Source organism: Seonamhaeicola sp. NFXS20 (assembly GCF_049132085.1).
In the GTDB taxonomy this organism is placed as follows: Bacteria; Bacteroidota; Bacteroidia; order Flavobacteriales; family Flavobacteriaceae; genus Seonamhaeicola.
Window position 1 is genome coordinate 76,878 of sequence record NZ_JAFMPU010000003.1, and the last position, 23,344, is coordinate 100,221.

General features: G+C 31.5%; 26 protein-coding genes. 12 read left to right on the forward strand and 14 right to left on the reverse strand.

Annotated features, from left to right (window positions below):
• The first annotated feature begins 100 nt into the window (after nucleotides 1–100).
• From J1D01_RS06520 to J1D01_RS06535, 4 genes are all read left to right on the forward strand, one after another.
• Nucleotides 101–469 (forward strand): hypothetical protein, encoded by a 369-nt coding sequence (locus tag J1D01_RS06520; protein ID WP_421150248.1) that lies wholly within the window; start codon nucleotides 101–103, stop codon nucleotides 467–469.
• 102 nt (nucleotides 470–571) lie between these two features.
• On the forward strand, nucleotides 572–2,656 hold the full coding sequence (locus J1D01_RS06525) for a TonB-dependent receptor domain-containing protein (RefSeq protein WP_421150249.1): 2,085 nt from the start codon (nucleotides 572–574) through the stop codon (nucleotides 2,654–2,656).
• Between the two features lie 70 nt (nucleotides 2,657–2,726).
• The gene (locus J1D01_RS06530; protein ID WP_421150250.1) at nucleotides 2,727–3,623 is read left to right on the forward strand and encodes a serine/threonine protein phosphatase; all 897 of its coding nucleotides are present in this window, start codon (nucleotides 2,727–2,729) and stop codon (nucleotides 3,621–3,623) included.
• 2 nt (nucleotides 3,624–3,625) lie between these two features.
• Nucleotides 3,626–4,420 (forward strand): DUF1853 family protein, encoded by a 795-nt coding sequence (locus J1D01_RS06535; protein WP_421150251.1) that lies wholly within the window; start codon nucleotides 3,626–3,628, stop codon nucleotides 4,418–4,420.
• 69 nt (nucleotides 4,421–4,489) lie between these two features.
• Here J1D01_RS06535 and J1D01_RS06540 read toward each other — a convergent pair whose 3' ends face one another.
• The 8 genes from J1D01_RS06540 to trmB form a co-directional block, all read right to left on the reverse strand.
• Entirely contained in the window at nucleotides 4,490–4,996 is a 507-nt protein-coding gene (locus J1D01_RS06540; protein ID WP_372937908.1) for a ferritin, read from the reverse strand.
• Between the two features lie 89 nt (nucleotides 4,997–5,085).
• Nucleotides 5,086–5,388, reverse strand: coding sequence for a hypothetical protein (locus tag J1D01_RS06545; protein ID WP_372937909.1), 303 nt, complete (start codon nucleotides 5,386–5,388; stop codon nucleotides 5,086–5,088).
• Nucleotides 5,389–5,424: 36 nt separating this feature from the next.
• Nucleotides 5,425–5,754, reverse strand: coding sequence for a 2Fe-2S iron-sulfur cluster-binding protein (locus tag J1D01_RS06550; protein WP_076698365.1), 330 nt, complete (start codon nucleotides 5,752–5,754; stop codon nucleotides 5,425–5,427).
• A 279-nt stretch (nucleotides 5,755–6,033) separates the two neighbouring features.
• A complete protein-coding gene (locus tag J1D01_RS06555) occupies nucleotides 6,034–6,276 on the reverse strand; it encodes a NifU family protein (RefSeq protein ID WP_372937910.1) in 243 nt (80 codons plus the stop codon).
• A gap of 5 nt (nucleotides 6,277–6,281) precedes the next feature.
• On the reverse strand, nucleotides 6,282–7,418 hold the full coding sequence (locus tag J1D01_RS06560; RefSeq protein ID WP_421150252.1) for a P-loop NTPase: 1,137 nt from the start codon (nucleotides 7,416–7,418) through the stop codon (nucleotides 6,282–6,284).
• Nucleotides 7,419–7,526: 108 nt separating this feature from the next.
• A complete protein-coding gene (locus tag J1D01_RS06565; protein WP_421150253.1) occupies nucleotides 7,527–7,856 on the reverse strand; it encodes an MGMT family protein in 330 nt (109 codons plus the stop codon).
• 2 nt (nucleotides 7,857–7,858) lie between these two features.
• The gene (locus J1D01_RS06570) at nucleotides 7,859–8,488 is read right to left on the reverse strand and encodes a LysE family transporter (RefSeq protein WP_372937912.1); all 630 of its coding nucleotides are present in this window, start codon (nucleotides 8,486–8,488) and stop codon (nucleotides 7,859–7,861) included.
• Nucleotides 8,489–8,491: 3 nt separating this feature from the next.
• Entirely contained in the window at nucleotides 8,492–9,166 is a 675-nt protein-coding gene (gene trmB, locus J1D01_RS06575) for a tRNA (guanosine(46)-N7)-methyltransferase TrmB (RefSeq protein ID WP_372937913.1), read from the reverse strand.
• A gap of 115 nt (nucleotides 9,167–9,281) precedes the next feature.
• Between trmB and J1D01_RS06580 the strand changes: the two genes are divergently transcribed.
• Nucleotides 9,282–10,346 carry a glycosyltransferase gene (locus J1D01_RS06580; protein WP_372937914.1) on the forward strand — a complete coding sequence of 355 codons (1,065 nt, stop codon included), beginning with the start codon at nucleotides 9,282–9,284 and terminating at the stop codon, nucleotides 10,344–10,346.
• Here J1D01_RS06580 and J1D01_RS06585 read toward each other — a convergent pair.
• Together J1D01_RS06585 and J1D01_RS06590 are read right to left on the reverse strand one after the other, a co-directional pair.
• The gene (locus J1D01_RS06585) at nucleotides 10,320–11,363 is read right to left on the reverse strand and encodes a sensor histidine kinase (RefSeq protein ID WP_421150254.1); all 1,044 of its coding nucleotides are present in this window, start codon (nucleotides 11,361–11,363) and stop codon (nucleotides 10,320–10,322) included. The genes J1D01_RS06580 and J1D01_RS06585 overlap by 27 nt on opposite strands.
• A 6-nt stretch (nucleotides 11,364–11,369) precedes the next feature.
• Nucleotides 11,370–12,050 (reverse strand): response regulator transcription factor, encoded by a 681-nt coding sequence (locus tag J1D01_RS06590; RefSeq protein ID WP_372938342.1) that lies wholly within the window; start codon nucleotides 12,048–12,050, stop codon nucleotides 11,370–11,372.
• 194 nt (nucleotides 12,051–12,244) lie between these two features.
• Here J1D01_RS06590 and J1D01_RS06595 point away from each other — a divergent pair, with 194 nt between their 5' ends.
• The 3 genes from J1D01_RS06595 (at nucleotide 12,245) to J1D01_RS06605 (ending at nucleotide 15,206) form a co-directional block, all read left to right on the forward strand.
• A complete protein-coding gene (locus tag J1D01_RS06595; RefSeq protein ID WP_421150255.1) occupies nucleotides 12,245–12,589 on the forward strand; it encodes a T9SS type A sorting domain-containing protein in 345 nt (114 codons plus the stop codon).
• 107 nt (nucleotides 12,590–12,696) lie between these two features.
• Nucleotides 12,697–14,112 carry a T9SS type A sorting domain-containing protein gene (locus J1D01_RS06600; protein ID WP_421150256.1) on the forward strand — a complete coding sequence of 472 codons (1,416 nt, stop codon included), beginning with the start codon at nucleotides 12,697–12,699 and terminating at the stop codon, nucleotides 14,110–14,112.
• A gap of 113 nt (nucleotides 14,113–14,225) precedes the next feature.
• Nucleotides 14,226–15,206: an acyl transferase gene (locus J1D01_RS06605; RefSeq protein ID WP_421150257.1), complete on the forward strand. Its 981-nt coding sequence runs from the start codon at nucleotides 14,226–14,228 to the stop codon at nucleotides 15,204–15,206.
• A 129-nt stretch (nucleotides 15,207–15,335) separates the two neighbouring features.
• Here the strand turns inward: J1D01_RS06605 and tyrS are convergent, their stop codons facing one another.
• The gene (gene tyrS / locus J1D01_RS06610; protein ID WP_421150258.1) at nucleotides 15,336–16,631 is read right to left on the reverse strand and encodes a tyrosine--tRNA ligase; all 1,296 of its coding nucleotides are present in this window, start codon (nucleotides 16,629–16,631) and stop codon (nucleotides 15,336–15,338) included.
• Between the two features lie 120 nt (nucleotides 16,632–16,751).
• On the opposite strand from tyrS, the gene J1D01_RS06615 reads away from it, so the two are divergent.
• Nucleotides 16,752–17,759, forward strand: coding sequence for an NAD-dependent epimerase/dehydratase family protein (locus J1D01_RS06615; protein ID WP_421150259.1), 1,008 nt, complete (start codon nucleotides 16,752–16,754; stop codon nucleotides 17,757–17,759).
• Here J1D01_RS06615 and J1D01_RS06620 read toward each other — a convergent pair.
• Genes J1D01_RS06620 through J1D01_RS06630 form a run of 3 tightly spaced genes read right to left on the reverse strand, consistent with a single transcriptional unit; the run spans nucleotide 17,737 to nucleotide 20,347 of the window.
• Nucleotides 17,737–18,258 (reverse strand): DUF4296 domain-containing protein, encoded by a 522-nt coding sequence (locus tag J1D01_RS06620; protein ID WP_421150260.1) that lies wholly within the window; start codon nucleotides 18,256–18,258, stop codon nucleotides 17,737–17,739. The genes J1D01_RS06615 and J1D01_RS06620 overlap by 23 nt on opposite strands.
• Nucleotides 18,255–19,595 (reverse strand): dihydroorotase, encoded by a 1,341-nt coding sequence (locus J1D01_RS06625; protein ID WP_372936898.1) that lies wholly within the window; start codon nucleotides 19,593–19,595, stop codon nucleotides 18,255–18,257. Before J1D01_RS06625 ends, J1D01_RS06620 begins: the two co-directional genes overlap by 4 nt.
• A 29-nt stretch (nucleotides 19,596–19,624) precedes the next feature.
• Entirely contained in the window at nucleotides 19,625–20,347 is a 723-nt protein-coding gene (locus tag J1D01_RS06630) for a polyprenol monophosphomannose synthase (RefSeq protein ID WP_421150261.1), read from the reverse strand.
• Nucleotides 20,348–20,459: 112 nt separating this feature from the next.
• Here J1D01_RS06630 and J1D01_RS06635 point away from each other — a divergent pair, with 112 nt between their 5' ends.
• From J1D01_RS06635 to J1D01_RS06645, 3 genes are all read left to right on the forward strand, one after another.
• Entirely contained in the window at nucleotides 20,460–21,104 is a 645-nt protein-coding gene (locus tag J1D01_RS06635) for a DUF4271 domain-containing protein (protein WP_421150262.1), read from the forward strand.
• A 22-nt stretch (nucleotides 21,105–21,126) separates the two neighbouring features.
• Entirely contained in the window at nucleotides 21,127–21,876 is a 750-nt protein-coding gene (locus J1D01_RS06640; protein WP_372936895.1) for a uroporphyrinogen-III synthase, read from the forward strand.
• Nucleotides 21,877–22,047: 171 nt separating this feature from the next.
• Nucleotides 22,048–23,334, forward strand: a complete 1,287-nt coding sequence (locus J1D01_RS06645; RefSeq protein ID WP_421150263.1) for a T9SS type B sorting domain-containing protein — start codon at nucleotides 22,048–22,050, stop codon at nucleotides 23,332–23,334.
• The last annotated feature ends 10 nt before the right edge of the window (nucleotides 23,335–23,344 follow it).

Here is a 23,344-nt window from a genome sequence, read left to right on the forward strand (position 1 = left end):
GTTTTACATAATTGTTGCAAAAAAATCTTAGTTAATAATTAGCTAAGGTTTTTTTGCTTGTAAAACAGCCTTACCATACATTTGCTAAAACTAAACTAAGTTGACAAAAACTACTGCCATATTCTTTGTTCTCTTGTACATGTTAGCTATGTTAAGACCTATTCAACCTTGTATTGAATATCTGCTTAATCAAGACTATATTGCTGAGTTTTTATGTGTTAATAAAGACAAGCCAGAACTACAGTGTAATGGAAAATGCCACTTAGCAAAAGAGATAAAAAAACAGCAACAACAAGAGCCTTTTACCTCGTTATCCATCTCTATGGAAAATTATCCTATTGGTTTTGTTAACATTCTAAACATATCTAAGATCACTACTATTTCAGTAAAAAAGGAACACTTTTTTTATTACAAAAACCTTTATAATTTCAACATAAAGAAACCTGTTTTTCAACCTCCTATTGTATAGTTTTAAAATACTTATCAAGTATATTAAGTATAAAAAGCATTGTTTTAACATAATACTATACTTAAGTAAAAAGCACTTTTTAACCATTTTAAACTATTATAAATGAAATTACACATATCCTTATGGCTGTGTGTGTTATCTATATGTGTATCATTTTCTCAAACACAAAAAGATACTACTCACACAAATAGAACGCAATTACCAGAAGTAATTGTTACAGGAAATACTAATACAGACCCCACTTTTAATACTGTAAAAAATGACTATCAAAAAAAAGGAACACAACCTAAAAATGTAGCCGACTTATTTTCAGAAATTAATGGCTTTTCAGCAATTAAACGCGGTAACTATGCTATAGACCCTGTATTTAGAGCTTCGGCTTATGAACAACTAAATGTAATATATGATGGTGGCACAAAAGCGGTACATGCATGCCCAAATCGCATGGACCCTATAACTACTCACGTTATTCCAGAAGAAATTGAAAAAATTGAAGTTGTTAAAGGCCCCTATACTGTAAGATACGGCGCTACATTTGGTGGTATTGTAAATATGGTAACCAAAGATCCTAATAAGCTTGAAAAAGGGTTTCATGGTAAAACCTCTGTAGGCTATGAAACCAACGGAAATGCCTTAGTTAGTTTAATTCAACTACAACATGTTTCAAACAAATTTAATTTAATTGGTAACGTTGGATACAGAGATTTTGATGATTATGAAGATGGAGATAACACCACAATTCCATCTGCTTTCAGAAGCACAGATTATGGCTTAAAACTGGGGTATAACCTCTCTGAAAATCAATATATACAAGGACATTGGCGTCAGTCGTTTGGTCGAGATACTAAACATGCCGCATTACAAATGGATACCGAGTTTGATAATAGCTCAATAGCCTCTTTAGATTATAAGGCAGAAAACCTTAGCAACAATTTAAAAAGCATAACAGCCAAAGCATTTTATAGTTACGTAGATCATTTAATGACCAATGAAAACAGACCTAATTTTAATATGGTTTTTGCCTCATCTCCAGTAACATCAACAACTATAGGTGGTAAAGTAGAAACGCATTGGTTATTTAACCAATTAAACTTATATACTGGAGTAGATGCTAACCTTATAAGTAGAGAAGGTAACCGTACGCGTACCATTAAAATGATGAATGGTAATATGTTAGATGAGCCTATTATTATACAAGATAAAATTTGGCAAGACGCAGAATTAAATGATATTGGCATATTTACAGAAGCCAACTATCAAATTAACAAAACCACATTTACTGCTGGCCTAAGAGTAGATTTTGTAAATGCTGATGCTAAAGATTTAGAAGATGATTTTGCCTCGCATTATGGTAACAATGTAAGCAAAAGTGAAACCAATGTAAGCGGAACCATATCTTTAAAACACAAAATAACACCAAAAGCTATACTTGAAGTTGCCTTTGGTAGAGGTGTTAGAACCGCAAACATGGCAGAACGCTATATAAACCATTTTTCGGTAGGACAGGACAGTTACGAATATTTAGGAAATCCATTCCTTAAACCAGAAATAAACAATCAATTTGAAATTGGTTTTAAAGGATATTCAAAACTTAATAACACTAATAATTTTAGCTACCAGTTTTCTGCTTTTTATAGTGTATATGATAATTATATTTCGGCAGTGGTAGACCCTAGCATACCAAGAAAATTCATGTCAACTGAAGAACCTCTATACACTAAAGTATTCACGAACATTGATGATGCCTATAAAACAGGATTTGAGTTTATGGTTAAGTTTGATATTTTAAAAGACTATTACCTTAAAAACGAATCAGCTTATGTGAGAACAAAGAATAAAGATTTTGGAGAATCTTTACCTTTAAATCCGCCATTTAATTCAACATTCTCTATTGGTATAGAAAAAGAATTATATTGGGCAAAAGCACAGTACAATATAACTTCTAAACAATCTCATATTGCGCCATCATTTGGAGAAACAGAAACAGCTGGTTATGAAACTTTTGATGTTAAAATGGGAGCCACCCTATTTAAAAATTTTACGCTGGGTGTTGCTTGCTTAAACTTGTTTGATGAAACCTACACCAATCATTTAAACTTTTCATACAGAAACCAAGCAGACTTTGACATGAGTCCTATAACAGAACCCGGACGAAATTTCACTGCTTTTTTACAATATAAATTTTAAAACCTTTTTTGTCCCTCTCAATTTTAAAAAGCGTTTCATTTTGAAACGCTTTTTTGTTTACTTTTACTTCATGTTTTCATCACAAAAACGATTAAATCGTGCTTATAAAAACGCCAAAGTCATTGACTTTGATGACGATAGTAAATTCATCCTTTTTAGCGATTGCCACCGCGGTGATAATAGTTTTGCAGATGATTTTGCTAATAACCGTAATATTTACTACCATGCTTTAAAATACTATTACACCGAAGGTTTTCAATATTGCGAACTGGGTGACGGTGATGAACTTTGGGAAAACATTTCATTCACCTCTATTTTGAATGCTCATAAAAACGTTTATATGCTTATGAAGCAATTTCATATGGAAAATAAACTACATATGATATGGGGCAATCATGATATGGTTTACAGAAATCCTAATTATGTAAAAAAGCAATTATCAACCTATTTTGACCCAAAAGTAGGTGAAGATGTTGAGCTTTTTAAAGACATTAAATACCACGAAGGTATAATATTAAAACATTGCAGAACCGAGCAAGAAATATTTTTAACTCATGGCCATCAAGCAGATTGGTGGAATTTTATATTTTGGAAATGGAGTCGGTTTTTGGTAAGAATTCTTTGGAAGCCACTAAATGTAATGGGTATTGCAGATCCCACAAGCCCTGCAAAAAACTACACAGAACTTATAAAAGTAGAACGTAGAATAAAAAAATGGATTACAGAAAACAATAACCTACTTACTATAGTTGGTCACACCCATAGACCAAGATTTTCTCAACCTGGAGATATTGCTTTTTTTAATGATGGTAGTTGCGTACACCCACGTAGCATTACGGGTTTAGAAATTGAAAATGGCGCTATCTCTTTAATTAAATGGCACATTGCTACAAAAGATGATGGCACTTTACAAATTATTAGAACCCTATTGGAAGGCCCTGTAAAGTTGATGGATTACAATACTTAACCATGTTACAAAAACGATATGAAGGTTTTTTAAAAACACCCGTTTTATGGCAAAACAAGTCGGTTTTCAATTTACAGCAGTTTGAAATTGAAACCCAATTTTCAAAAATTGATATTGAAGTAGATGAAACACTTCGTTTGGGCAAGTACATTGAACGTTTTGTATCTTTTGAATTATTGCAACAACCTGATACTTCAATAATAGCAGAGAATATTCAAATACAAAAAGATAAAATCACTTTAGGAGAACTGGATTGCTTATTACTAAAAAATAACCAACCTATTCATTTAGAAATTATTTATAAATTTTATTTATTTGATGCCACCGTTGGCTCTACTGAAATAGAACACTTTATAGGCCCAAACAGAAAAGATTCTTTAATTGAAAAACTATCAAAACTTAAGTATAAGCAACTACCTTTACTCTATTCTAAAGCTTGTAAACCATATTTAGATTACCTTGGTTTTAACTTAGAAACTATCTCACAACAAGTGTATTTTAAGGCACAACTATTTCTTCCTTATAATAACCAGAATATTAAGTTAAAAACACTAAATAACAAATGCATTTCTGGCTATTACATTTCAATAAACAATGTTACTGAGTTTAAGGATTGTAAGTTTTACATTCCCAATAAAAAAGATTGGTTAATTACACCACACCCCAATGTATCTTGGTTAAATTATATAGCGTTTAGCACCTTGGCATTAGAATACTTAGAGCTGAAATATTCAACCTTATTTTGGTTAAAGTTTAAAAACGGTATCATAAAAAAAATGTTCTTAGTTTGGTGGTAAACTAAGAACATTTTTAATGCTTAAACAACACTACTACTGCAATTAATGCAATAGTCATGTACCTCATTGTTATTCTTTTGGTAATCTTTCGTCAATCATTTTTAATGGCATACCTTCCATTAAATCAAACACATCAATAATGCTTCTAAAGGTATCTTCTTCTTCAGATTGTTCATTAATAAACCATTGTAAAAATACTTCAGTAATAAAATCATCAGCTTTTCTTGCGGCTTTAAAAATTTTAAAGATAGATTCTGTTACAGCTATTTCTTGTTCTAGACCAGTTTCATAAATGGCTCTTAAGCTTTCAAAATCATTATTTACATTGGTAATGTTTGGTGAAATTGCTGCACCGCCATTATCATTTATAAATTCAAATATTTTCATGGCGTGCTCACGTTCTTCTTCGGCTTGTTTGTAAAAGAAGGCTTTACTATTTAAAAGTTCACGTTGATCGCACCAAGAAGCCATGGCTAAATATGAAGCAGAAGCTTTCATCTCCATAGCAATTTGGTTGTTTAATAAATCCATTACATCTGCGTTAATGGACATCTGTTTTCTAACTATTGTATTCATACCTAAATCTTTTACACAAATTTACAATAAAAGAAGGCTTGGAATAATTATAAATAAAATTTGGATAAAGTCTAAATAAACATAAAATTTTACACTAAAACCCTGCTAGGAGTATGAAAAAACAAATCTATTTCTTCTTTTAAATGAAGTAATTGAGGGATTTCTAAAAAAACAAGATGTTGTTTATCTGCCACAAAAAGAAGTACAAAATTCTCGTTATCAATAATTCTATTTAACGAGTTAAAAGTGGTTAATTCGTTTATTTTTCGTCTTAACTCAAGCATTTGCGGAAAACTTAAGTTAATGGTTTTATTAGGCGTAATTAAAGCATATTTACAAAATGTAGATTGCTTTATTTGATAACTGTCTTGTATAGTATTTTGGTAAATCACGGCGCAAATATAGCCTTTATTTAGAATAAATAAAAATTAACTTTCTGGAGCTAATTCTACTTCTAAACCTTCCATTTCTGGAGTTATTGGTATTTGGCAACCTAAACGTGAGTTTTCTTGAACATCAAATGCTTCAGCTAACATAGCTTCTTCATCATCGCTCATTGGAGGTAGTTCGTTATCACTTTTAACATAGCACTGGCAAGAAGCACACATGGCCATACCTCCGCAAATACCAATGGTACCTTCTGGAGCAAGTTCGTACGAACGTACAACTTCCATTAAATTCATAGCCATGTCTGTTGGTGCTACAACATCGTGAGTTACACCATCTCTATCTGTTATTTTAATATTTACGTCTTGCATTGTAATATGTTTACTCTAAAATTGAGATTTAATAATAAAACTACTTTTAAAATTATGCTAGTGCTTAATATTTTATTTCCTTATAGCACAAAAGCCTTATTTTGAGACATATCATAATTTGTGCCGCAAATTTAATTGAAGTAAATGAGATTATTAAAACTTTTCCCTACTAATTTAATAGGAATTAAAAAATTTGAAGATTTTTTAAAATTCATACAGCTTTTAAAGTCCTTTTTCAATAAAAATACTGCTTTATTGAATCTTTAGCAGATAACTTAATTAAGCTTCTATATTGATAACTTTCTCAATTTGAGGCGCATGTTTTTTTATAGTCATTTCAACACCAGACTTTAATGTCATTTGGTTCACACTACATCCTACACATGCCCCTTGAAGTTGTACTTTTACCAACTTATCGTCTTCAATTGACAGTAAAGAAATATCTCCGCCATCACTTTGCAAAAACGGACGAATTTCATCTAAAGCAATTAATACTTTTTCTTTTAGTTCTTCTGAAGTCATAATTTTTATTTTTTTACTGCCGAACAGCCCGCCATTGTGGTAATTTTAATTGCCTCAGTTGGTGGTAAGTTATCATTACGTTTAACTACTTCTTGTACTACATGTTGTGTTAGTTTTTCAAATGCCTGTTCAAGTGGTGTAGCTGTTTGTAATGCTGCTGGACGACCAACATCTCCCGCTTCTCTTATACTTTGTACTAATGGCAATTCTCCTAGGAATGGTACGTTTAAATCTTCGGCTAAATTTTTAGCGCCTTCTTTACCAAAAATATAGTATTTGTTATCTGGCAATTCTTGTGGTGTAAAGTACGCCATATTTTCAATAATTCCTAAAACAGGCACACTGATATTTTCTTGCTGAAACATAGCCACACCTTTTTTAGCATCGGCTAGAGCAACGTTTTGTGGTGTACTCACTACTACTGCTCCTGTAAGTGGCAGTGCTTGCATAATACTTAAATGAATATCGCCTGTTCCGGGTGGTAAATCTATAAGCAAAAAATCTAACTCACCCCAATGCGCATCAAAAATCATTTGGTTTAAAGCTTTAGAAGCCATAGGACCACGCCAAACAACTGCTTGGTTTGGTTCTGTAAAAAATCCTATTGAAAGTATTTTAACATTATAATTTTCAATTGGTTTCATTTTAGATTTTCCATCAACTTTAACTGCTAATGGTTTTTCAGCTTCCACATCAAACATTAAAGGTATAGATGGTCCATAAATATCGGCATCTAAAACACCTACTTTAAATCCCATTTTAGCCAAAGACACTGCCAAATTTGCAGTAACGGTAGATTTACCAACACCACCTTTACCTGAAGCTACAGCCACAATATTTTGAATACCCGGAATTGGATTTCCTTTAATAACATTTGGCTTTGGAGTTGCAGGAGCATCTACTTTTACATTTACAGTAATTTTAGCCTTTTCATACACTTTTTCATGAATGGTTTTCAAGATATCTACCTCTACCCGCTTTTTAGCTTGTAGGCTTGGGTTTTTTATGGTAATATCTACTATAACCTCATCACCAAAAGTTATTACATTTGTCACGGCGCCACTTTCTACCATATTTTGTCCTTCACCAGGAACAGTAATAGTTTCAAGCGCTTTTAATATATCTTGCTTATTTAATTTCATGGGTTCTATTAAGAATCATTCTAACTACAAAGATAGGTAATATTGATAGAAGAATGAAGGTGTTTATTATAAGATTTTATGATGGAGATATCTAAAAATTAAATATCTCTATAGTTCTTTTAAAGGATCCCAAAACACCTTTTGAAAATCTTGAATTTGGTTGTCTTGTACTTTCACGCCTTCACTTTCTAAAAGTTGCTGCATAAGGTTAGTGCCATCAAAATGGTGTTTACCTGTTAACAAGCCTTTTCTGTTTACAACTCTGTGAGCTGGCACATCTTTTCCTGTAGATCCATTCATGGCATATCCAACCATACGTGCGCTTCTGGCGGCTCCTAAATATTTTGCAATAGCACCATAGCTTGTTACCCTACCATAAGGTATTAAACGGGCAACCTTATAAACTTTATCAAAAAAACTTAAAGTTTCGGGTTTCATCTCTACATTTCCTTTAGAATATTTATTAAGGTAATAATAGAAATGATTCCTGTTATTCCCCCAATAATATAGTTCATATTTTTTTGAGAGGTGAATGATTCACTTTTAATTCTATCAAAAAAGAAAATATACATATATAGCATTACAAATGTGCCCGAAGCGGCTCCTGCTACATAAGACAGAATACTTATTTGTTCAAAACTTAGCCAACCAAAAGAAGCTAATGTAACTGTCATGTAAGCTTGATATGGTATTGGAAATACATTAATTGAAGACAAAAACATGCCTTGAAAAAACCTGCTGTGTTTGCTTCTGATTTTGGGAGCTATTTGTTGCTTAGGATTAGATTTGGCAATAAACAGATAATAAACTGTTATTAGAATAAAAATTACTAAAGCAACACGCTGCAATACATCTATCACCTCTGGGTGTTTACTTAAATACCTTGCAAAAATTGAGGCTATATAGGTTTGAGCTACAACAATAACGCAAACCCCAATTGAAAAAATAATACCTCTACCATGACCTTCTTTTAAACTAATTTTTGCTGCCGTCATATTTAATAAACCAGGTGGAATTACACCCACTAAGGCTATAAATAAGCCTAAAAAGAAGATAATAGTAATATTCAAAACCTACTTAATTTTAAATCTAATATACGTAATTGGTTTGTTTTGCTCTAGGTATTGCGACTCATAAAATGTTTGAATGGCTGTAACATCTTCTGGACTTCCTTCTTGTTTATACACATCATGATTTGCATACAAAACTTCATGTCCTGCTCCATGCAAAAGGCCTAAAGTATAACCGTGCATGAACTCACTATCTGTTTTTAAATTCACTATACCTTCTGGCTTTAATACCTGTTTATATTTATTTAAAAACACGGCATTTGTCATTCTGTGCTTGGTTCGTTTATATTTAATTTGAGGGTCTGGAAATGTTATCCAAATTTCATCTACTTCATTTTCCGCGAAAGCGTAATTTATAAGTTCTATTTGTGTACGTAAAAAAGCTACATTAGGTATATTTTCTTCAATAGCTGTTTTAGCACCCCTCCAAAAGCGCGCGCCTTTTATGTCTATGCCTATAAAATTTTTATCGGGATATTTTTGAGCCAATGCCACAGAGTATTCTCCTTTACCACAACCCAATTCTAATACAATGGGGTTATTGTTATTAAAAACGGTGGTTCTCCAATTTCCTTTTAATTTAAATTTACTATTTACCAATTCATCTCTCTTTGGTTGATAGACATTTGAAAAGGTTTCGTTTTCTTTAAACCGCTTTAATTTATTTTTGCTTCCCACTTAATTTTAACGATTTCTTATTATTTGTAATTATTTGGTAAAATTAAGGAAATATATAAGAGTATTTATATCTTTATTTTAGCATTTTCATATTTTTTTAACCGAAAACACTTGTGTGAAGCAGAATAAACAACGCATTTTAGTTGCACCTTTAAATTGGGGATTAGGACACGCCACCAGATGCATACCCATTATAAATGCCTTAAAAGACAATGGTTTTGAACCTGTAATTGCTAGCGATGGAGTTGCCTTAACTCTTTTACAAAAAGAATTCCCTACCCTTTCTTCTATAACATTACCAGCATACAATGTAACATATGCAAAAAAAGGAAAAAACTTTAAATTGAAGTTAATTAAAGACTCCCCCAAATTACTACAGGCTGTTAAGGCTGAAAAAAAAGCTATAAAGGAAATTGTTGAGATGCAGAATATTGCTGGAATTATTTCTGATAATAGATTGGGTGTTTATAGTAAAAAAGTGCCATCGGTTTTTATAACGCATCAGCTTAACGTATTAAGCGGAAGTACCACCTGGTTAAGCACCAAAATGCATGAAAAGTTTATAAAAAAATTTAATGTTTGTTGGGTTCCTGATACTGAAAGCGATATTAACCTAAGCGGAAAACTTGGACATAAAAATACGTTTGACATACCTACTAAATACATTGGTCCCCTTAGTAGATTTAAAAAACAATCTATAAAGCCCACTAACAAAATTTTGGTTTTAATTTCGGGTCCTGAACCGCAACGTACATTACTTGAAGAAAAGTTACTTTTAGAATTAAAAAATTATCCTGAAAAAGTAGTGTTTGTTAAAGGAATTATGGAAAAAGAACAAACCATACAAGTTAAGGCTAATATGACCATATATAATTTTATGACATCTAAATTATTAGAAAAAACAATTAACGAGAGTGAACTTGTTATTTCTAGGTCTGGTTATACTACTGTAATGGATTTAGCAAAACTGAATAAAAAAGCTTTTTTTATACCAACACCAGGACAATTTGAACAAGAATATTTAGCTAAACGTTTAACAAAACTTAATCTTGTACCAAGTTGTAAACAAGAAGATTTTACTATTGATAAAATTGAAGAAGTAACTAATTTTAAAGGCTTAAAAGCTTTTGATTTTGAGGTTAATTTTAAAGACTTATTCAGCCTTTTCAAGCGTGAATGAAAACTCACTACCTACACCATATTCACTTTCTACATAAATTTTTTCATTATGAGCTTCAATAATATGCTTTACAATTGAAAGCCCTAAACCAGAACCACCTTCTTTTCTAGAACCACTTTTATCTACTCTGTAAAAACGCTCAAATAACCTCGATAAATGTTCTTGCTCTATACCTTCACCATTATCTGTAACCCTAACAATTACTTTATTTTTAATAAGGTTTTCTATGCTAACCTCGGTAGTTCCTTTTTCCCTTCCGTACTTTAAAGAGTTTACTATTAAGTTTGCCAGTACTTGCTGAATGCGCTCTTTATCTGCTTTTACCATTACCGGATTGTTATAATCCATATCAAAGGTTAACGTTATTTTCTTTTTGCTTGCTTTCATTTCAAACATATCAAAAACACTTTCAACCAATTCTACAATATCAAAAACCTCTGTATTTAAACTTAAATCACCAACTTCTAACTTGGTAATCATATCTAAATCTTTAATAATGTAACCTAATCTTTCTATACCTTTACTAGCTCTTATTAAGTATTTTTTTCTAAGTTTTACATCTTCCATAGCACCATCAAGTAAAGTTAAAATATAACCTTGAATAGTAAATAATGGCGTTTTTAATTCATGCGAAACATTGCCTAAAAATTCTTTTCGGTATTGCTCTCTAACTTTAAGAGTTTCTATTTGCAACTTTTTATCTCTGGCATACTTATCAATTTCTTGAGTTAGGGTTCTCATATCTGTAGTAATAGCCCCTTTGCTTAAACTTGCCGATTCTAAAAGTGTTAAATCATCATAAATTTTCTTAACTCTTTTATAAATAAAGCGTTCTAATCTAAACTGAATAATTACAAAAGAAAACAGGTAAATAATAGCAGCTAGAATAAATGGATGGTACCATTTTAACTCAAAGAAATAGTATAAATAAATACTTGTTAAGAGCGTAATATATATGGTTATATATAAGGCTGTTCTTATTGCAAACTTATACGATTTTTTAAATTTTGTCTGCATTTGGTATTAATCAACAAACTTGTACCCAACGCCTTTTATAGTTTTAAAGCTATCGTCTCCTAATTTTTCACGAAGCTTACGAATATGAACATCAATGGTTCTACCCCCAACTACTACTTCATTCCCCCAAACGGTATCAAGAATCTCATCGCGCTTAAAAACCTTCCCTGGCTTTGATGCCAATAAAGATAGCAATTCAAATTCTTTTCTTGGTAAAATTATCTCTTTTCCTTTAGATGTTACTTTGTACTCATCTCTATTAATAACCAAGCTTCCTATTTTAACCGTATCGGCTACATCTTCTTCTTTATAGCGTCTTAAAAGTGCTTTTACTTTACTAACAAGTACTTTGGGCTTAATAGGTTTGGTAATATAATCATCTGCACCAGCATCAAAACCTGCTACTTGAGAGTAATCTTCACCTCTAGCAGTTAAAAAAGTAATAATGGTATTTTTTAAATCAGGACTTTTTCTAATAAGTTCACAAGCCTCAATTCCGTCCATTTCAGGCATCATAACATCTAAAATAATTAGTTGCGGATGCTCTTTTTTTGCCTTCTTAACACCTTCATGTCCATTTTCAGCAGTTATTACTTGATAACCTTCACTTGTTAAGTTATACCCTATAATTTCTAAAATATCGGGCTCATCATCAACTAATAATATTTTAATATCCTTTTTCTTCATTTGTAAATTAAAGTTTGTAAAAGGTAAATATAAAACTTAATGTACAATATACTTAAAATTGCAAAATTAATAACGTTAAGGTAACAAACATGTTACTAAAAATTAACGTTTCGACCAATCACTCAAATCTTTAACATTTTTTTGGTATAACTATTGTTAATAATTAGTAATTTTATTTCGACTGAAGAAAGCCTATGAAAAAAAGCTACTATTTAACTTTATTTTTCTTTTTTGCATTGTTTTTTACCTCTCTAAATAGTGAGGCTCAAAGCTTTGCAACAGGCAATTCTATTCAAGAAAATATAGAAGGTTTATCTATTTACCCCAACCCAGTTAATAGTGGTAAAACCTTTATTTATGTTACTTCAAAAAAGAATTTGATTAAAAACATTGAGTTTTTTAATGTTTTAGGAAAAAAGATTTACTCCACAAGGCTCATTGGTAAACAATTAAACATTTCTAACTTAAGTAAAGGTGTTTATATTTTAAAAATTACCGAAAATGACATTAGCGAAACTAGGAAATTAGTAATAAAGTAACCGTAATGTTATTACACCGTTAAAAAACAGCTCATAGGGCTGTTTTTTTAGTTTAAACTAAAATTTATCAGTAATTTTAGAGAACTTAATTTAATTAATTCTTTATTATGAAAAAACTTTACTTTTTATTTAGTGTTTTATTAATTTCTAGCACTTCGTTTGGGCAGATTGTCATTAACGAAGTTGATTCTGATACACCTAGCACCGACACTGCCGAGTTTATTGAATTATTATGGACTCCAAACACCGCTTTAGATGGTTATGTTGTTGTACTTTTTAATGGTGGTGGTGATGATTTAAGCTATGCTGCTTATGATTTAGACGGTTATTCTACTGACAGCAATGGATTTTTCGTGTTGGCAAATACTCCCCTAGTTGAATCTGGCGATTATGACATTGGAGCAAGTAACAAAATTCAAAATGGCGCTGATGCTATAGCTGTTTATCAGGCAGATGATACAGATTTCCCTAATGGCACAGCAATAACTCTAACTAATTTAATTGATGCTTTTGTTTATGATACTGATGACAGTGATGACAGTGGACTTCTAACGGGTTTTGGTGAATCTATACAATATAACGAAAATGCAAATGGAGCTAAAGATACTCAATCTCTTCAAAGACAAAGTGATGGTAGTTATGAAGCGCTTTCTCCTACAATGGGAGCTATAAACAATTCTCCTTCTACAGCTATACAGGTAGCCGATTTAGCCGCATTAAGAGCAGATGTTATTGCTAATGGTGCTGGAAGCACTTATGAATTATTAAGTACTCCAACTGTAACTTATTCTAGATCTTCAAGAAATCAAAAATACATCCAAGATGGAACGGCTGGAATTTTAATAGATGATAATTCTGGTACAATTACTGAAACTTACGCTGATGGTGATGGCATCTCTAACTTAGTTGGAACTGCATCTGAATATCTAGGTGTTCTTCAGTTTATCCCATCTCAAGACGCTACAAAAGTAGCTTCTACAGCTGTTACTCCAGAAACAGTTACTATATCAACTTTATTAACTGATTGGGAAGATTATGAATCTGAGTTAATAAAAATTACTGGAGTAACTTTTACTGATGCTGGCAGTACTTTCGCTTCTTTTACTGATTATGATATTTCTGATGGTAGTACCATTAATTTTAGAACAAATTTTAGTGAGGTTAACTATATAGGAGAAACTATACCTTCTGGAAGTAACGATATAGTTGTTTTGGTTAGTGAATATAACGGAACTCCTCAAGTTGTTGCTCGTAGCTTATCTGACTTCACATTAGATTCTAAAACTTTTGAAATTAGCAACTTTGAAATGTACCCTAACCCAACAGACTTAGGTTATATTAACATTAGCAGCAGAAGCAGTTCTGCAATGAGCGTTACAGTGTTTGATTTATTAGGAAAACAACTTATAAACAAAACGTTAAGTAATAAAACTTTAGATGTTTCAAACTTAAACACAGGTGTTTATTTATTAAAAGTAGCTCAAGATAATGCTACAATAACTAAACGATTAGTTATTAAATAAACTCTTAAATTATATTAAAAAAAGCGTTGCAATAGCAGCGCTTTTTTATTTTACATACTTTTGTTCTTTATACTGGTTTTAAAAATAATTGTATTAAAACTAAAGATGTATTAATGATTGACCCAAACACCATTTTCAACATAAAAACAGAGCAGGAGTTTACTTTAAAAGCACTTGAAGTTTTTAAATTTCAGTTTGAAAACAATAGAGTTTATCGGTCTTTTTGCGATTTATTATATAAAACACCTAGTGATGTTAAAACCCTGCGTGATATTCCGTTTTTACCTATTCAATTTTTTAAATCGCGCACTGTTTTAAGCTCAAAAGACACTGTTAAAACCATATTTACAAGCTCTGGAACTACAGGAGAAAACACCAGCAAGCACCATGTAACTAACCTAAAAATTTATGAAAACAGCTTTAATTTAGGATTTTCTCATTTTTACGGTAACATTAAAGATTATGTAGTTTTAGCGTTATTGCCATCTTATTTAGAGCGCGAAGGCTCGTCTTTAATTTACATGGTTAATGCGCTTATAAAACAATCTAAACAACCCGAAAGTGGATTTTATTTAAACAACCTATCAGAATTAAAAGACACATTAACAACGTTAGATTCTAAAGGAAAAAAAACATTATTAATTGGCGTTTCTTTTGCACTATTAGATTTAGTTGAAACCTACAAATTTAATTTAAAAAACACCATAATAATGGAAACTGGCGGTATGAAAGGTAGACGAAAAGAGTTGATACGAGATGAACTTCACAGCATATTAAAAAACGGTTTTGGTGTAAATACCATACATAGCGAATATGGTATGACAGAACTTTTAAGTCAGGCCTACTCAAAGGGTAATGGCGTTTTTAATTGCCCCAATTGGATGCGCATTTTAACACGCGATACCGAAGACCCTTTAACCATTCAAAATACAGGAAAAACAGGTGGCTTAAATATTATAGACCTTGCCAACATTAATTCTTGTGCTTTTATTGCAACCCAAGACTTAGGGCGCTTAAATACTGATGGCTCTTTTGAAATTATTGGTAGGTTTGACCACTCTGATATTCGCGGATGCAACCTTATGGTTTTATAAATAAAAAATAAAGACCTGTGTAAGGTTATTAATTTTTAACCGACTATTAAAGAGCTAAGAGAAAGAAAGATTAGTTTTTAATTGGTTGGTTAGTTATAAGGCTTGGTTTTAAAACCAAGCCTTATATGTTTATACTACTTTTAAAATGAAGTAATTTTTTTTACCACGTTGTAATAACACAAACTTATTGTTAATTAAGTCTGCCACAGTAATGCTATAATCTTCTTTTACCTTTTCTTTATTTACAGAAATTGAGTTTTCTTTTAAAGCGCGTCTTGCTTCACCATTAGATTTTAAAAAGCTACCTTTTTCAGCTAATGCAGCAATCATACCTAGTCCGTTTTCAATATCACTTTTTGAAATTTCGGTTTGTGGTACGCCATCAAATACATCTAAAAAAGTTTGCTCATTTAATGCTTTTAAATCTTCACTAGTAGATTTTCCAAATAAAATATTACTAGCCTTTATAGCATTATCTAAATCTTCTTTAGAGTGTACCATAGTAGTTATTTCTTCGGCTAAACGCTTTTGAAGTACTCTTAAATGCGGCGCTTCATTGTGTTCTTTAACCAATGCTTCAATAGCATCTTTAGTTAAAAAGGTGAATATTTTAATGTACTTTTCGGCATCTTCATCACTAGTATTTAACCAATACTGGTAGAATTTGTATGGCGATGTTCTGTTAGCATCTAACCAAACATTTCCGCCTTCGGTTTTACCAAATTTAGTACCATCGGCTTTTGTTATTAGTGGGCATGTTAAGGCATACCCTTTACCACCACCAATACGCCTTATAAGTTCTGTACCGGTAGTAATATTTCCCCATTGGTCACTACCTCCCATTTGTAAGGTGCAGTTTTTCTCTTTATATAAATGAAGAAAATCATACCCTTGTACTAATTGGTATGTAAACTCTGTGAAAGACATGCCCTCTTTGGCTTCAGAAGACAAACGTTTTTTAACAGAATCTTTAGCCATCATATAGTTTACGGTAATGTGTTTACCAACGTCTCTAATAAATTCTAAAAACGAAAACTCTTTCATCCAATCGTAGTTATTAACTAATACGGCGGCGTTAGCTTCGTTGCTTTCAAAATCTAAAAAACGTGATAACTGACTTTTTATAGCTTCTTGGTTATGGCGTAATGTTTTTTCATCTAACAAATTACGTTCGGCAGATTTTCCTGAAGGATCACCAATCATACCGGTAGCACCACCAACAAGCGCATAAGGCTTGTGACCTGCTAACTGAAAATGACGTAACATCATAACACTTACCAAGTGCCCTATATGTAAAGAATCGGCGGTAGGATCTATACCAACATAAGCACTTTGCATACCAGACATTAAATGTTCTTCGGTTCCTGGCATGGCATCATGCAACATACCTCTCCACGTTAATTCTTCAACAAAATTCATTTTCATCTTTTATATAATTTATTGTGCTGCAAATATAAAAATACCATACAATTAGTAGGTTATAATTAGTATTCTTTCTGAAGCATTTTAACTAAAGCTATATAAAATATTCGTTATTTTAGCCACATGATTTTAGTAACAGGTGGCACAGGCTTAGTAGGAGCGCATTTACTATATAAATTAGTAAATAACGGTGAAAAGGTTAGAGCTATTTACCGAAATGAAAAAAAACTAAAAAACGTTAAAAGCGTTTTTGCTTGCTATACTGAAGATTTTAAACCTGTTTTTAATAAAATTGAATGGGTAAAAGCTGATATTGTAGATATCCCGTCTCTGTCCGTAGCTTTTAAAAATATTGAATACGTATACCATTGTGCTGCATTTGTATCGTTTGAACCCGATAAATACCATTTTTTAAGAAAAACTAATATTGAAGGAACCGCTAACATTGTAAATTTATGTTGTGCTTTTAACATTAAAAAACTGTGCTATGTTAGCTCTATTGCTACACTTGGTTCTCCTATTAATAACGAGCCAATAACAGAAGATACGGTGTGGAACCCAGAAGAAGACAATAGTGTTTATGGTATTACAAAATATGGTGCCGAAATGGAAGTATGGCGCGCTACCCAAGAAGGGTTAAACGCTGTAATTGTTAATCCTGGACTTATTTTAGGAGGTGGTATTTGGCATTATGGTAGTGGAAGTTTATTTAAAAAAGCAAAAAAAGGATTAAAATATTACACCTCTGGAACTATTGGGTTAGTATCTATTGATGATGTTGTTACTGTTATGATAAAGCTCATGAAAAGTAACATTAAAAATGAACGTTTTATTTTAGTTGCCGAAAACTGGACATACAAGCAATTTTTACAAGCCTTAGCTACATCTGTAAATACTAATCCGCCAAAAAAACTAGCTAAGGCATTCTTATTGAAATTTGCATGGAAATTAGATTGGTTAAAAACCAAATTAACAGGTAAAAGACGCACGCTAACAAAGCATATAGCTAAGTCTTTAGCTACTAAAAAACATTACAATAACAGCAAGGTAAAAAATGCTTTAGACTTTAGTTTTAAGCCTATTGATAAATGTATTAAAGATGTTGGTACTATTTTTCTGAAACAGGATTAATTAAAACGCCTTCTTCTTGGGGAGTTTTTATAGGTGTTTCAACTAATAAAGAATCTTTATCTTTTACTGTTTTTAATGAATCACTTTTTTTTGAAAGCGCTTCTAACTCTATAGCTTTTAGTGAATCCTTAATCTTTTTTTCTCTTTGTTCCTGTTCTTGTAAAGCTTTGTATTTGGCTTTTAGTTTATCTAAACTATCTTTTACCAAAGTATATATTTCTTCGTAATCGTTTACTTTATAAGTATAATAGGCATTACTTTGGGCAAATTGAGTACTATCAACGCCGTATTTATTGAATATATAACTATCTGGAAACACACCATTTTCTGCCAAAGTTCTTCTACTAATAGTATTAGCAGAGGTTATTAATTTGGCATCAATTAATATATTAACCATCATTTCTTTAGAAATTAAATTCTTAGGTTTTTTGGGGGCTCCAGTGCAGGCACCTAAGAAAAAAACTAATATAAAAACTAGCAAAAATGGTTTTAGTTTCATCTATTAAAAGTTAAGCGTTTAGCATAAGTGTTTTTACTAAATTTAGCATTTTGATATGCTATGTTACCGTTTATAAAGGTATGAGAAATTCTTGATTTGAATGTTGTTCCCTCAAACGGAGACCAGCCACATTTGTATAAAACATTGTCTTTTTTTACCGTCCACGGGTTGTTTAAATCTACCAAAACCAAATCTGCATAATAGCCTTCTTTAATATACCCACGCCTGTCAATTTCAAATAAAATAGCTGGATTATGGCACATTTTCTCTACTATTTTCTCTAACGAAATCTTTTCTCTATGATACATTTCTAACATAGCAGGCAACGCATGTTGTACTAACGGACCACCAGAGGGTGCTTTAGTATAAACGTTCTTTTTCTCATCTAGAGTATGTGGAGCATGGTCTGTTGCTAAAACATCTATTCTGTCATCAAGTAAAGCTTTCCACAGTTGTTCTCTATCTTGGGCTGTTTTTACCGCAGGATTCCATTTAATAAAGGTTCCTTTTTTATCATAATCTTCATCAGAAAACCACAGGTGATGTGTACACACCTCTGCTGTTATTTTTTTATCTTTTAAAGGAATACTGTTATCAAATAATTCGGTTTCTTTTCCTGTTGACAAATGAAAAACATGCAGTCTTGCTCCTGTTTGTTTAGCTAATTCAATAGCTTTTGAAGAAGATAAATAACAAGCTTCTTCACTTCTAATTTTAGGGTGTTGCCTTATTGGAATATCATCACCGTATTTTTCTATATGCTCTTGAAGATTTTTTTTTATTGTACTTTCATCTTCACAATGAACCGAAATTCTTAAGTTAGTACTTTCAAAAATTTTCTTTAAAACTTCTGGATCATCAACTAGCATATTACCTGTTGAGGAACCTAAAAACAATTTTAATCCTGCAACTTTATTAGCATCTAACTTTAAAATTTCATCTAAATTATCATTGGTACCACCAAACATAAATGAATAATTAGCCGATGATGTTTTGGCTGCTATTTCAAATTTTTCTTCTAATTTTTCAATAGTTGTAGTTTGCGGATTGGTATTAGGCATCTCTATAAAAGAAGTAATACCTCCTGCAATAGCGGCTTTAGATTCTGTTTCTATATTGCCTTTATGGGTAAGCCCTGGCTCTCTAAAGTGCACTTGATCATCAATAACTCCTGGTAGTAAGTATTTACCCTCTGCATCTAAAACCAATACATCGGCCGTTTTTGGAGTGAGTGATTCTCCTATCTTTTTTATATACTCGCCTTCTATTAATATATCGCCATTAAAAATAACACCTTCGTTTACTATGTTGGCGTTTTTTATAAGTGTTTTTTTCATTTTTTTAATATTGCCTGTCTTTAAAAACTCTATTTTTTAAAAAGACTTTTTAATTTCATTGATATTACTCCAAAAATAGCTTCAGAAATAATTCCTGAACTTAATTTAGATTCCCCTTTAGTTCTATCTGTAAAAATTACTGGAACTTCAATTATTTTAAACTCCTTTAAATAGGCTTTAAATTTCATTTCTATTTGAAATGCGTAACCTATAAATTTAATGGTATCTAAATTTATAGCTTCTAAAACTTTTCGTCTATAACATACATAACCAGCTGTGGTATCATTAATTTTCATACCCGTTATAAACCGCACATATTTAGAGGCGCAATAAGACATAAGCACTCTACCCATGGGCCAATTAACTACATTTACTCCTGTAATGTAACGCGAACCTATTGATAAATCGGCACCATCAATAGCACAAGCATTATATAAACGTTGTAAATCATTAGGGTTATGAGAAAAATCGGCATCCATTTCAAAAATATACTGGTATTTTTTTTCTAAACACCATTTAAAACCATGAATATATGCTGTACCTAACCCACTTTTCTCTTTTCGTTCTTCTAAAAATAATCGATTTTTATAGTTGGTTTGTAACTCTTTTACTTTTAAAGCTGTTAAATCTGGTGAGTTATCATCAACAATAAGAATATGGATTTCTTTAGATTGAGAAAATACTGCCTTTATAATAGCCTCTATATTATCAATCTCATTATAAGTAGGAATAATAACAATGGCTCCTGTCATACCTTAGTTGAACTTTTATATTTGGCAAATGTAATGCAATATGAGTATATTTTTTTTAAATATTCCTTAATTATTTAAAGCCCTTATTAATAATTTGTGATAATTTTATGGCATGCTTAGAGAAATTGTATCAAATGAATTATATACCGTTTTATTGGTTATAGGTCTTGCTATAGTGGCTATTGCAAAATTAGCAAACCCAAAACGTTTTAATGATTTTGTGTATGTTTTAGGTAATTACAAATACTTGAAAATTTATTCTAAAGACCAAAAATTCTTAGATAAATTTGATGCCCTTTTATTTGGAAACCTAATTATTACAAGTTCTGTTTTTGTATATATTCTATTTCAATATTTTACTGAAACCAAAGAAATTTCGGTTAATTTATTGTTTAAAATTGCCATTGGCATTGCTTCATTTTTTTTAATAAAAGTGCTTATAGAAAGGCTTATAGGGAGCCTTTTTGAAATAGACAAATTAATTGATGAATACATTTTTCAGAAAATTAGTTATAAAAATTATATTGGTATTTTATTACTACCAATTAACGCTGTTTTACTATACAGCTTCAATTTAACTTTGCCCATAATTTACCTAATGTTTACTATATTATTAATTGTAAATGGTATTGGACTTATTACATCCTACAAAACGCATCAAAGTTTAATTAAACATCATTTTTTCTATTTTATTTTGTATCTTTGCGCTCTCGAAATTACACCCTATGTGATATTATATAAGGTGTTTATGACTTAGATTAAAGACCAAATTTGCGCATATGAAAGTGAAAACAATTTTAGTATCTCAACCGGAACCTAAAATAGAGAACTCACCTTACTTCGATTTACAAGAAAAACAAAAAGTAAAAATAGATTTTAGACCTTTTATTCATGTAGAAGGTGTATCTGCTAAAGACGTAAGACAACAAAAAGTTGATTTATCAAAATATACAGCTATTATTTTAACTAGTAGAAACGCTGTAGATCACTTTTTTAGAGTTGCCAAAGAAATGCGCTTTACTGTTCCAGACTCAATGAAGTACTTCTGCCAATCAGAAGCTGTTGCATACTATTTACAAAAGTATGTAGTGTACAGGAAACGTAAAATTTATGTAGGTAAGCGTACTTTTTCTGAGTTATCTCCTTTAATTAAGAAGTATAAAGACGAGAAATTCTTATTACCTAATACTGATAAAGTTAAACAAGAAGTTCCTGACACTTTAAATGCTTTAGGTGTAGATTGGAAACAAGCTACTTTTTACAAAACAGTAGTAAGTGACTTATCAGATTTAGCCAATGTATATTATGATGTATTAGTGTTTTTTAGTCCTTCTGGAATTGAATCATTATTTCAAAATTTCCCAGACTTTAAACAAAATGATACGCGTATAGCTGTTTTTGGAAACACTACAATAAAAGCCGTAAAAGAAAAAGGATTACGTGTAGATATTGCTGCTCCTACACCCGAAACACCTTCAATGACAATGGCTTTAGAAAAGTATATTGAAAAAGTTAATAAAGGTAAATAACCTTATTATTCCTTATAAAACTAAGCCCGATTTTATGTAAATCGGGCTTTTTTATTCTTCATAAAAAAATTGTTATTTTAGATAATATCAACTATTTATAGTTATAACCCATAATAATTGTAATATTGGAGTAATAAACTAAAAAACGTAATTATTTAAATTAACCAAACTATGCTACTGGGTAGGTACTTTTTTGTTGTTTTAATTTCTTTTTGTTTTACTACAAAAACACATAGCAACACACCTATTAAGTCAAAACACACATTTTCAATCCACAACAACTCTTACCCCAGTGATAACTCAATAATCTCACCCCCACTATGTACCGCCTTAAGTTACCCTATTGATGGCTCTACTAATATTGCTGTAAATACAACTCTTACATGGGCACGAGTAAGTAACGCTACAGGATACAAACTAACAATAGGGACAACTTTTGGAGGTAATAATATACTTAATGCTTTTGATGTTGGAAACTCAGCTAACTATACATTCTTAACAAAACTCCCCGAGTACACCAATATTTATGTAAGGGTAACTCCGTATAATAATGATGGTGACGCATTAAATTGCACTATACAAACTTTTACTACAGGACCAGATATTCCACCACCAGCATGTAGCACACTTATAAATCCAATTCCTGGTAATATAAACGTTGGTATAAGACCGCTTATAACATGGCAACCAGCAATAACAGCGTCTGGTTACAAGCTTACTATTAGCACTACTTTTGGTGGCAATGATATTTTAGATGCCGAAGATGTAGGCAACACAACTAGCTATACCTTAACTAAAGATTTACCAAATGGTTCCTCTATTTATATTACCATAACACCTTATAATCTTGCTGGTGACGCTGTAGGTTGTAATACAGATTTTTTCTCTACTGGAGCAACTAGTTTAAGACCTAGTTGTACCACCATTACAACTCCTAAACCTGATGCAAAACATGTGCCTGTTGATACTGATTTGATTTGGAATACCGTACCGAATGCAGGTGGCTATATTATAACGCTTGAAACACTTACAGACGGTATTGATGTTTTGAATCGATTTGATGTAGGAAACTCAACCCTATACAACATACCTGGAGATTTACCCGGGAGCACAACTATGTATGTTACCATAACACCTTACAATATTTATGGAGAAACAGAAGATTGCCCTGAACAGACCTTTACAACAGGCTTAGAAGATGTTTATCCACCGCCAAATTTCTTTACCCCAAATGGCGATGGATTTAATGATATATGGATAGTTCCCAACCCAATAAACCGCATTAAAACCGTGTATATTTTTAACCGTTATGGAAAATTATTAAAACAGCTTGATGACCCGTTAACAGGTTGGAACGGAACATATAAAGGAATACCCTTACCTAACGATGATTATTGGTACCGAATAGTTTATAACGATGGCAAATACACTACCGGATATTTTAGTTTGGTAAGGTAAATATCCGTTT

Bases quoted from the DNA above. Each gene is read 5' to 3' on its own strand.
- J1D01_RS06525 (WP_421150249.1), top strand. From the start codon at position 572: ATGAAATTACACATATCCTTATGGCTGTGTGTGTTATCTATATGTGTA.
- J1D01_RS06530 (WP_421150250.1), top strand. From the start codon at position 2,727: ATGTTTTCATCACAAAAACGATTAAATCGTGCTTATAAAAACGCCAAA.
- J1D01_RS06535 (WP_421150251.1), top strand. From the start codon at position 3,626: ATGTTACAAAAACGATATGAAGGTTTTTTAAAAACACCCGTTTTATGG.
- J1D01_RS06540 (WP_372937908.1), bottom strand. From the start codon at position 4,996: ATGAATACAATAGTTAGAAAACAGATGTCCATTAACGCAGATGTAATG.
- J1D01_RS06550 (WP_076698365.1), bottom strand. From the start codon at position 5,754: ATGCAAGACGTAAATATTAAAATAACAGATAGAGATGGTGTAACTCAC.
- J1D01_RS06555 (WP_372937910.1), bottom strand. From the start codon at position 6,276: ATGACTTCAGAAGAACTAAAAGAAAAAGTATTAATTGCTTTAGATGAA.
- J1D01_RS06560 (WP_421150252.1), bottom strand. From the start codon at position 7,418: ATGAAATTAAATAAGCAAGATATATTAAAAGCGCTTGAAACTATTACT.
- J1D01_RS06565 (WP_421150253.1), bottom strand. From the start codon at position 7,856: ATGAAACCCGAAACTTTAAGTTTTTTTGATAAAGTTTATAAGGTTGCC.
- J1D01_RS06585 (WP_421150254.1), bottom strand. From the start codon at position 11,363: ATGCAGACAAAATTTAAAAAATCGTATAAGTTTGCAATAAGAACAGCC.
- J1D01_RS06590 (WP_372938342.1), bottom strand. From the start codon at position 12,050: ATGAAGAAAAAGGATATTAAAATATTATTAGTTGATGATGAGCCCGAT.
- J1D01_RS06595 (WP_421150255.1), top strand. From the start codon at position 12,245: ATGAAAAAAAGCTACTATTTAACTTTATTTTTCTTTTTTGCATTGTTT.
- J1D01_RS06600 (WP_421150256.1), top strand. From the start codon at position 12,697: ATGAAAAAACTTTACTTTTTATTTAGTGTTTTATTAATTTCTAGCACT.
- J1D01_RS06605 (WP_421150257.1), top strand. From the start codon at position 14,226: ATGATTGACCCAAACACCATTTTCAACATAAAAACAGAGCAGGAGTTT.
- tyrS (WP_421150258.1), bottom strand. From the start codon at position 16,631: ATGAAAATGAATTTTGTTGAAGAATTAACGTGGAGAGGTATGTTGCAT.
- J1D01_RS06615 (WP_421150259.1), top strand. From the start codon at position 16,752: ATGATTTTAGTAACAGGTGGCACAGGCTTAGTAGGAGCGCATTTACTA.
- J1D01_RS06620 (WP_421150260.1), bottom strand. From the start codon at position 18,258: ATGAAACTAAAACCATTTTTGCTAGTTTTTATATTAGTTTTTTTCTTA.
- J1D01_RS06625 (WP_372936898.1), bottom strand. From the start codon at position 19,595: ATGAAAAAAACACTTATAAAAAACGCCAACATAGTAAACGAAGGTGTT.
- J1D01_RS06630 (WP_421150261.1), bottom strand. From the start codon at position 20,347: ATGACAGGAGCCATTGTTATTATTCCTACTTATAATGAGATTGATAAT.
- J1D01_RS06635 (WP_421150262.1), top strand. From the start codon at position 20,460: ATGCTTAGAGAAATTGTATCAAATGAATTATATACCGTTTTATTGGTT.
- J1D01_RS06640 (WP_372936895.1), top strand. From the start codon at position 21,127: ATGAAAGTGAAAACAATTTTAGTATCTCAACCGGAACCTAAAATAGAG.
- J1D01_RS06645 (WP_421150263.1), top strand. From the start codon at position 22,048: ATGCTACTGGGTAGGTACTTTTTTGTTGTTTTAATTTCTTTTTGTTTT.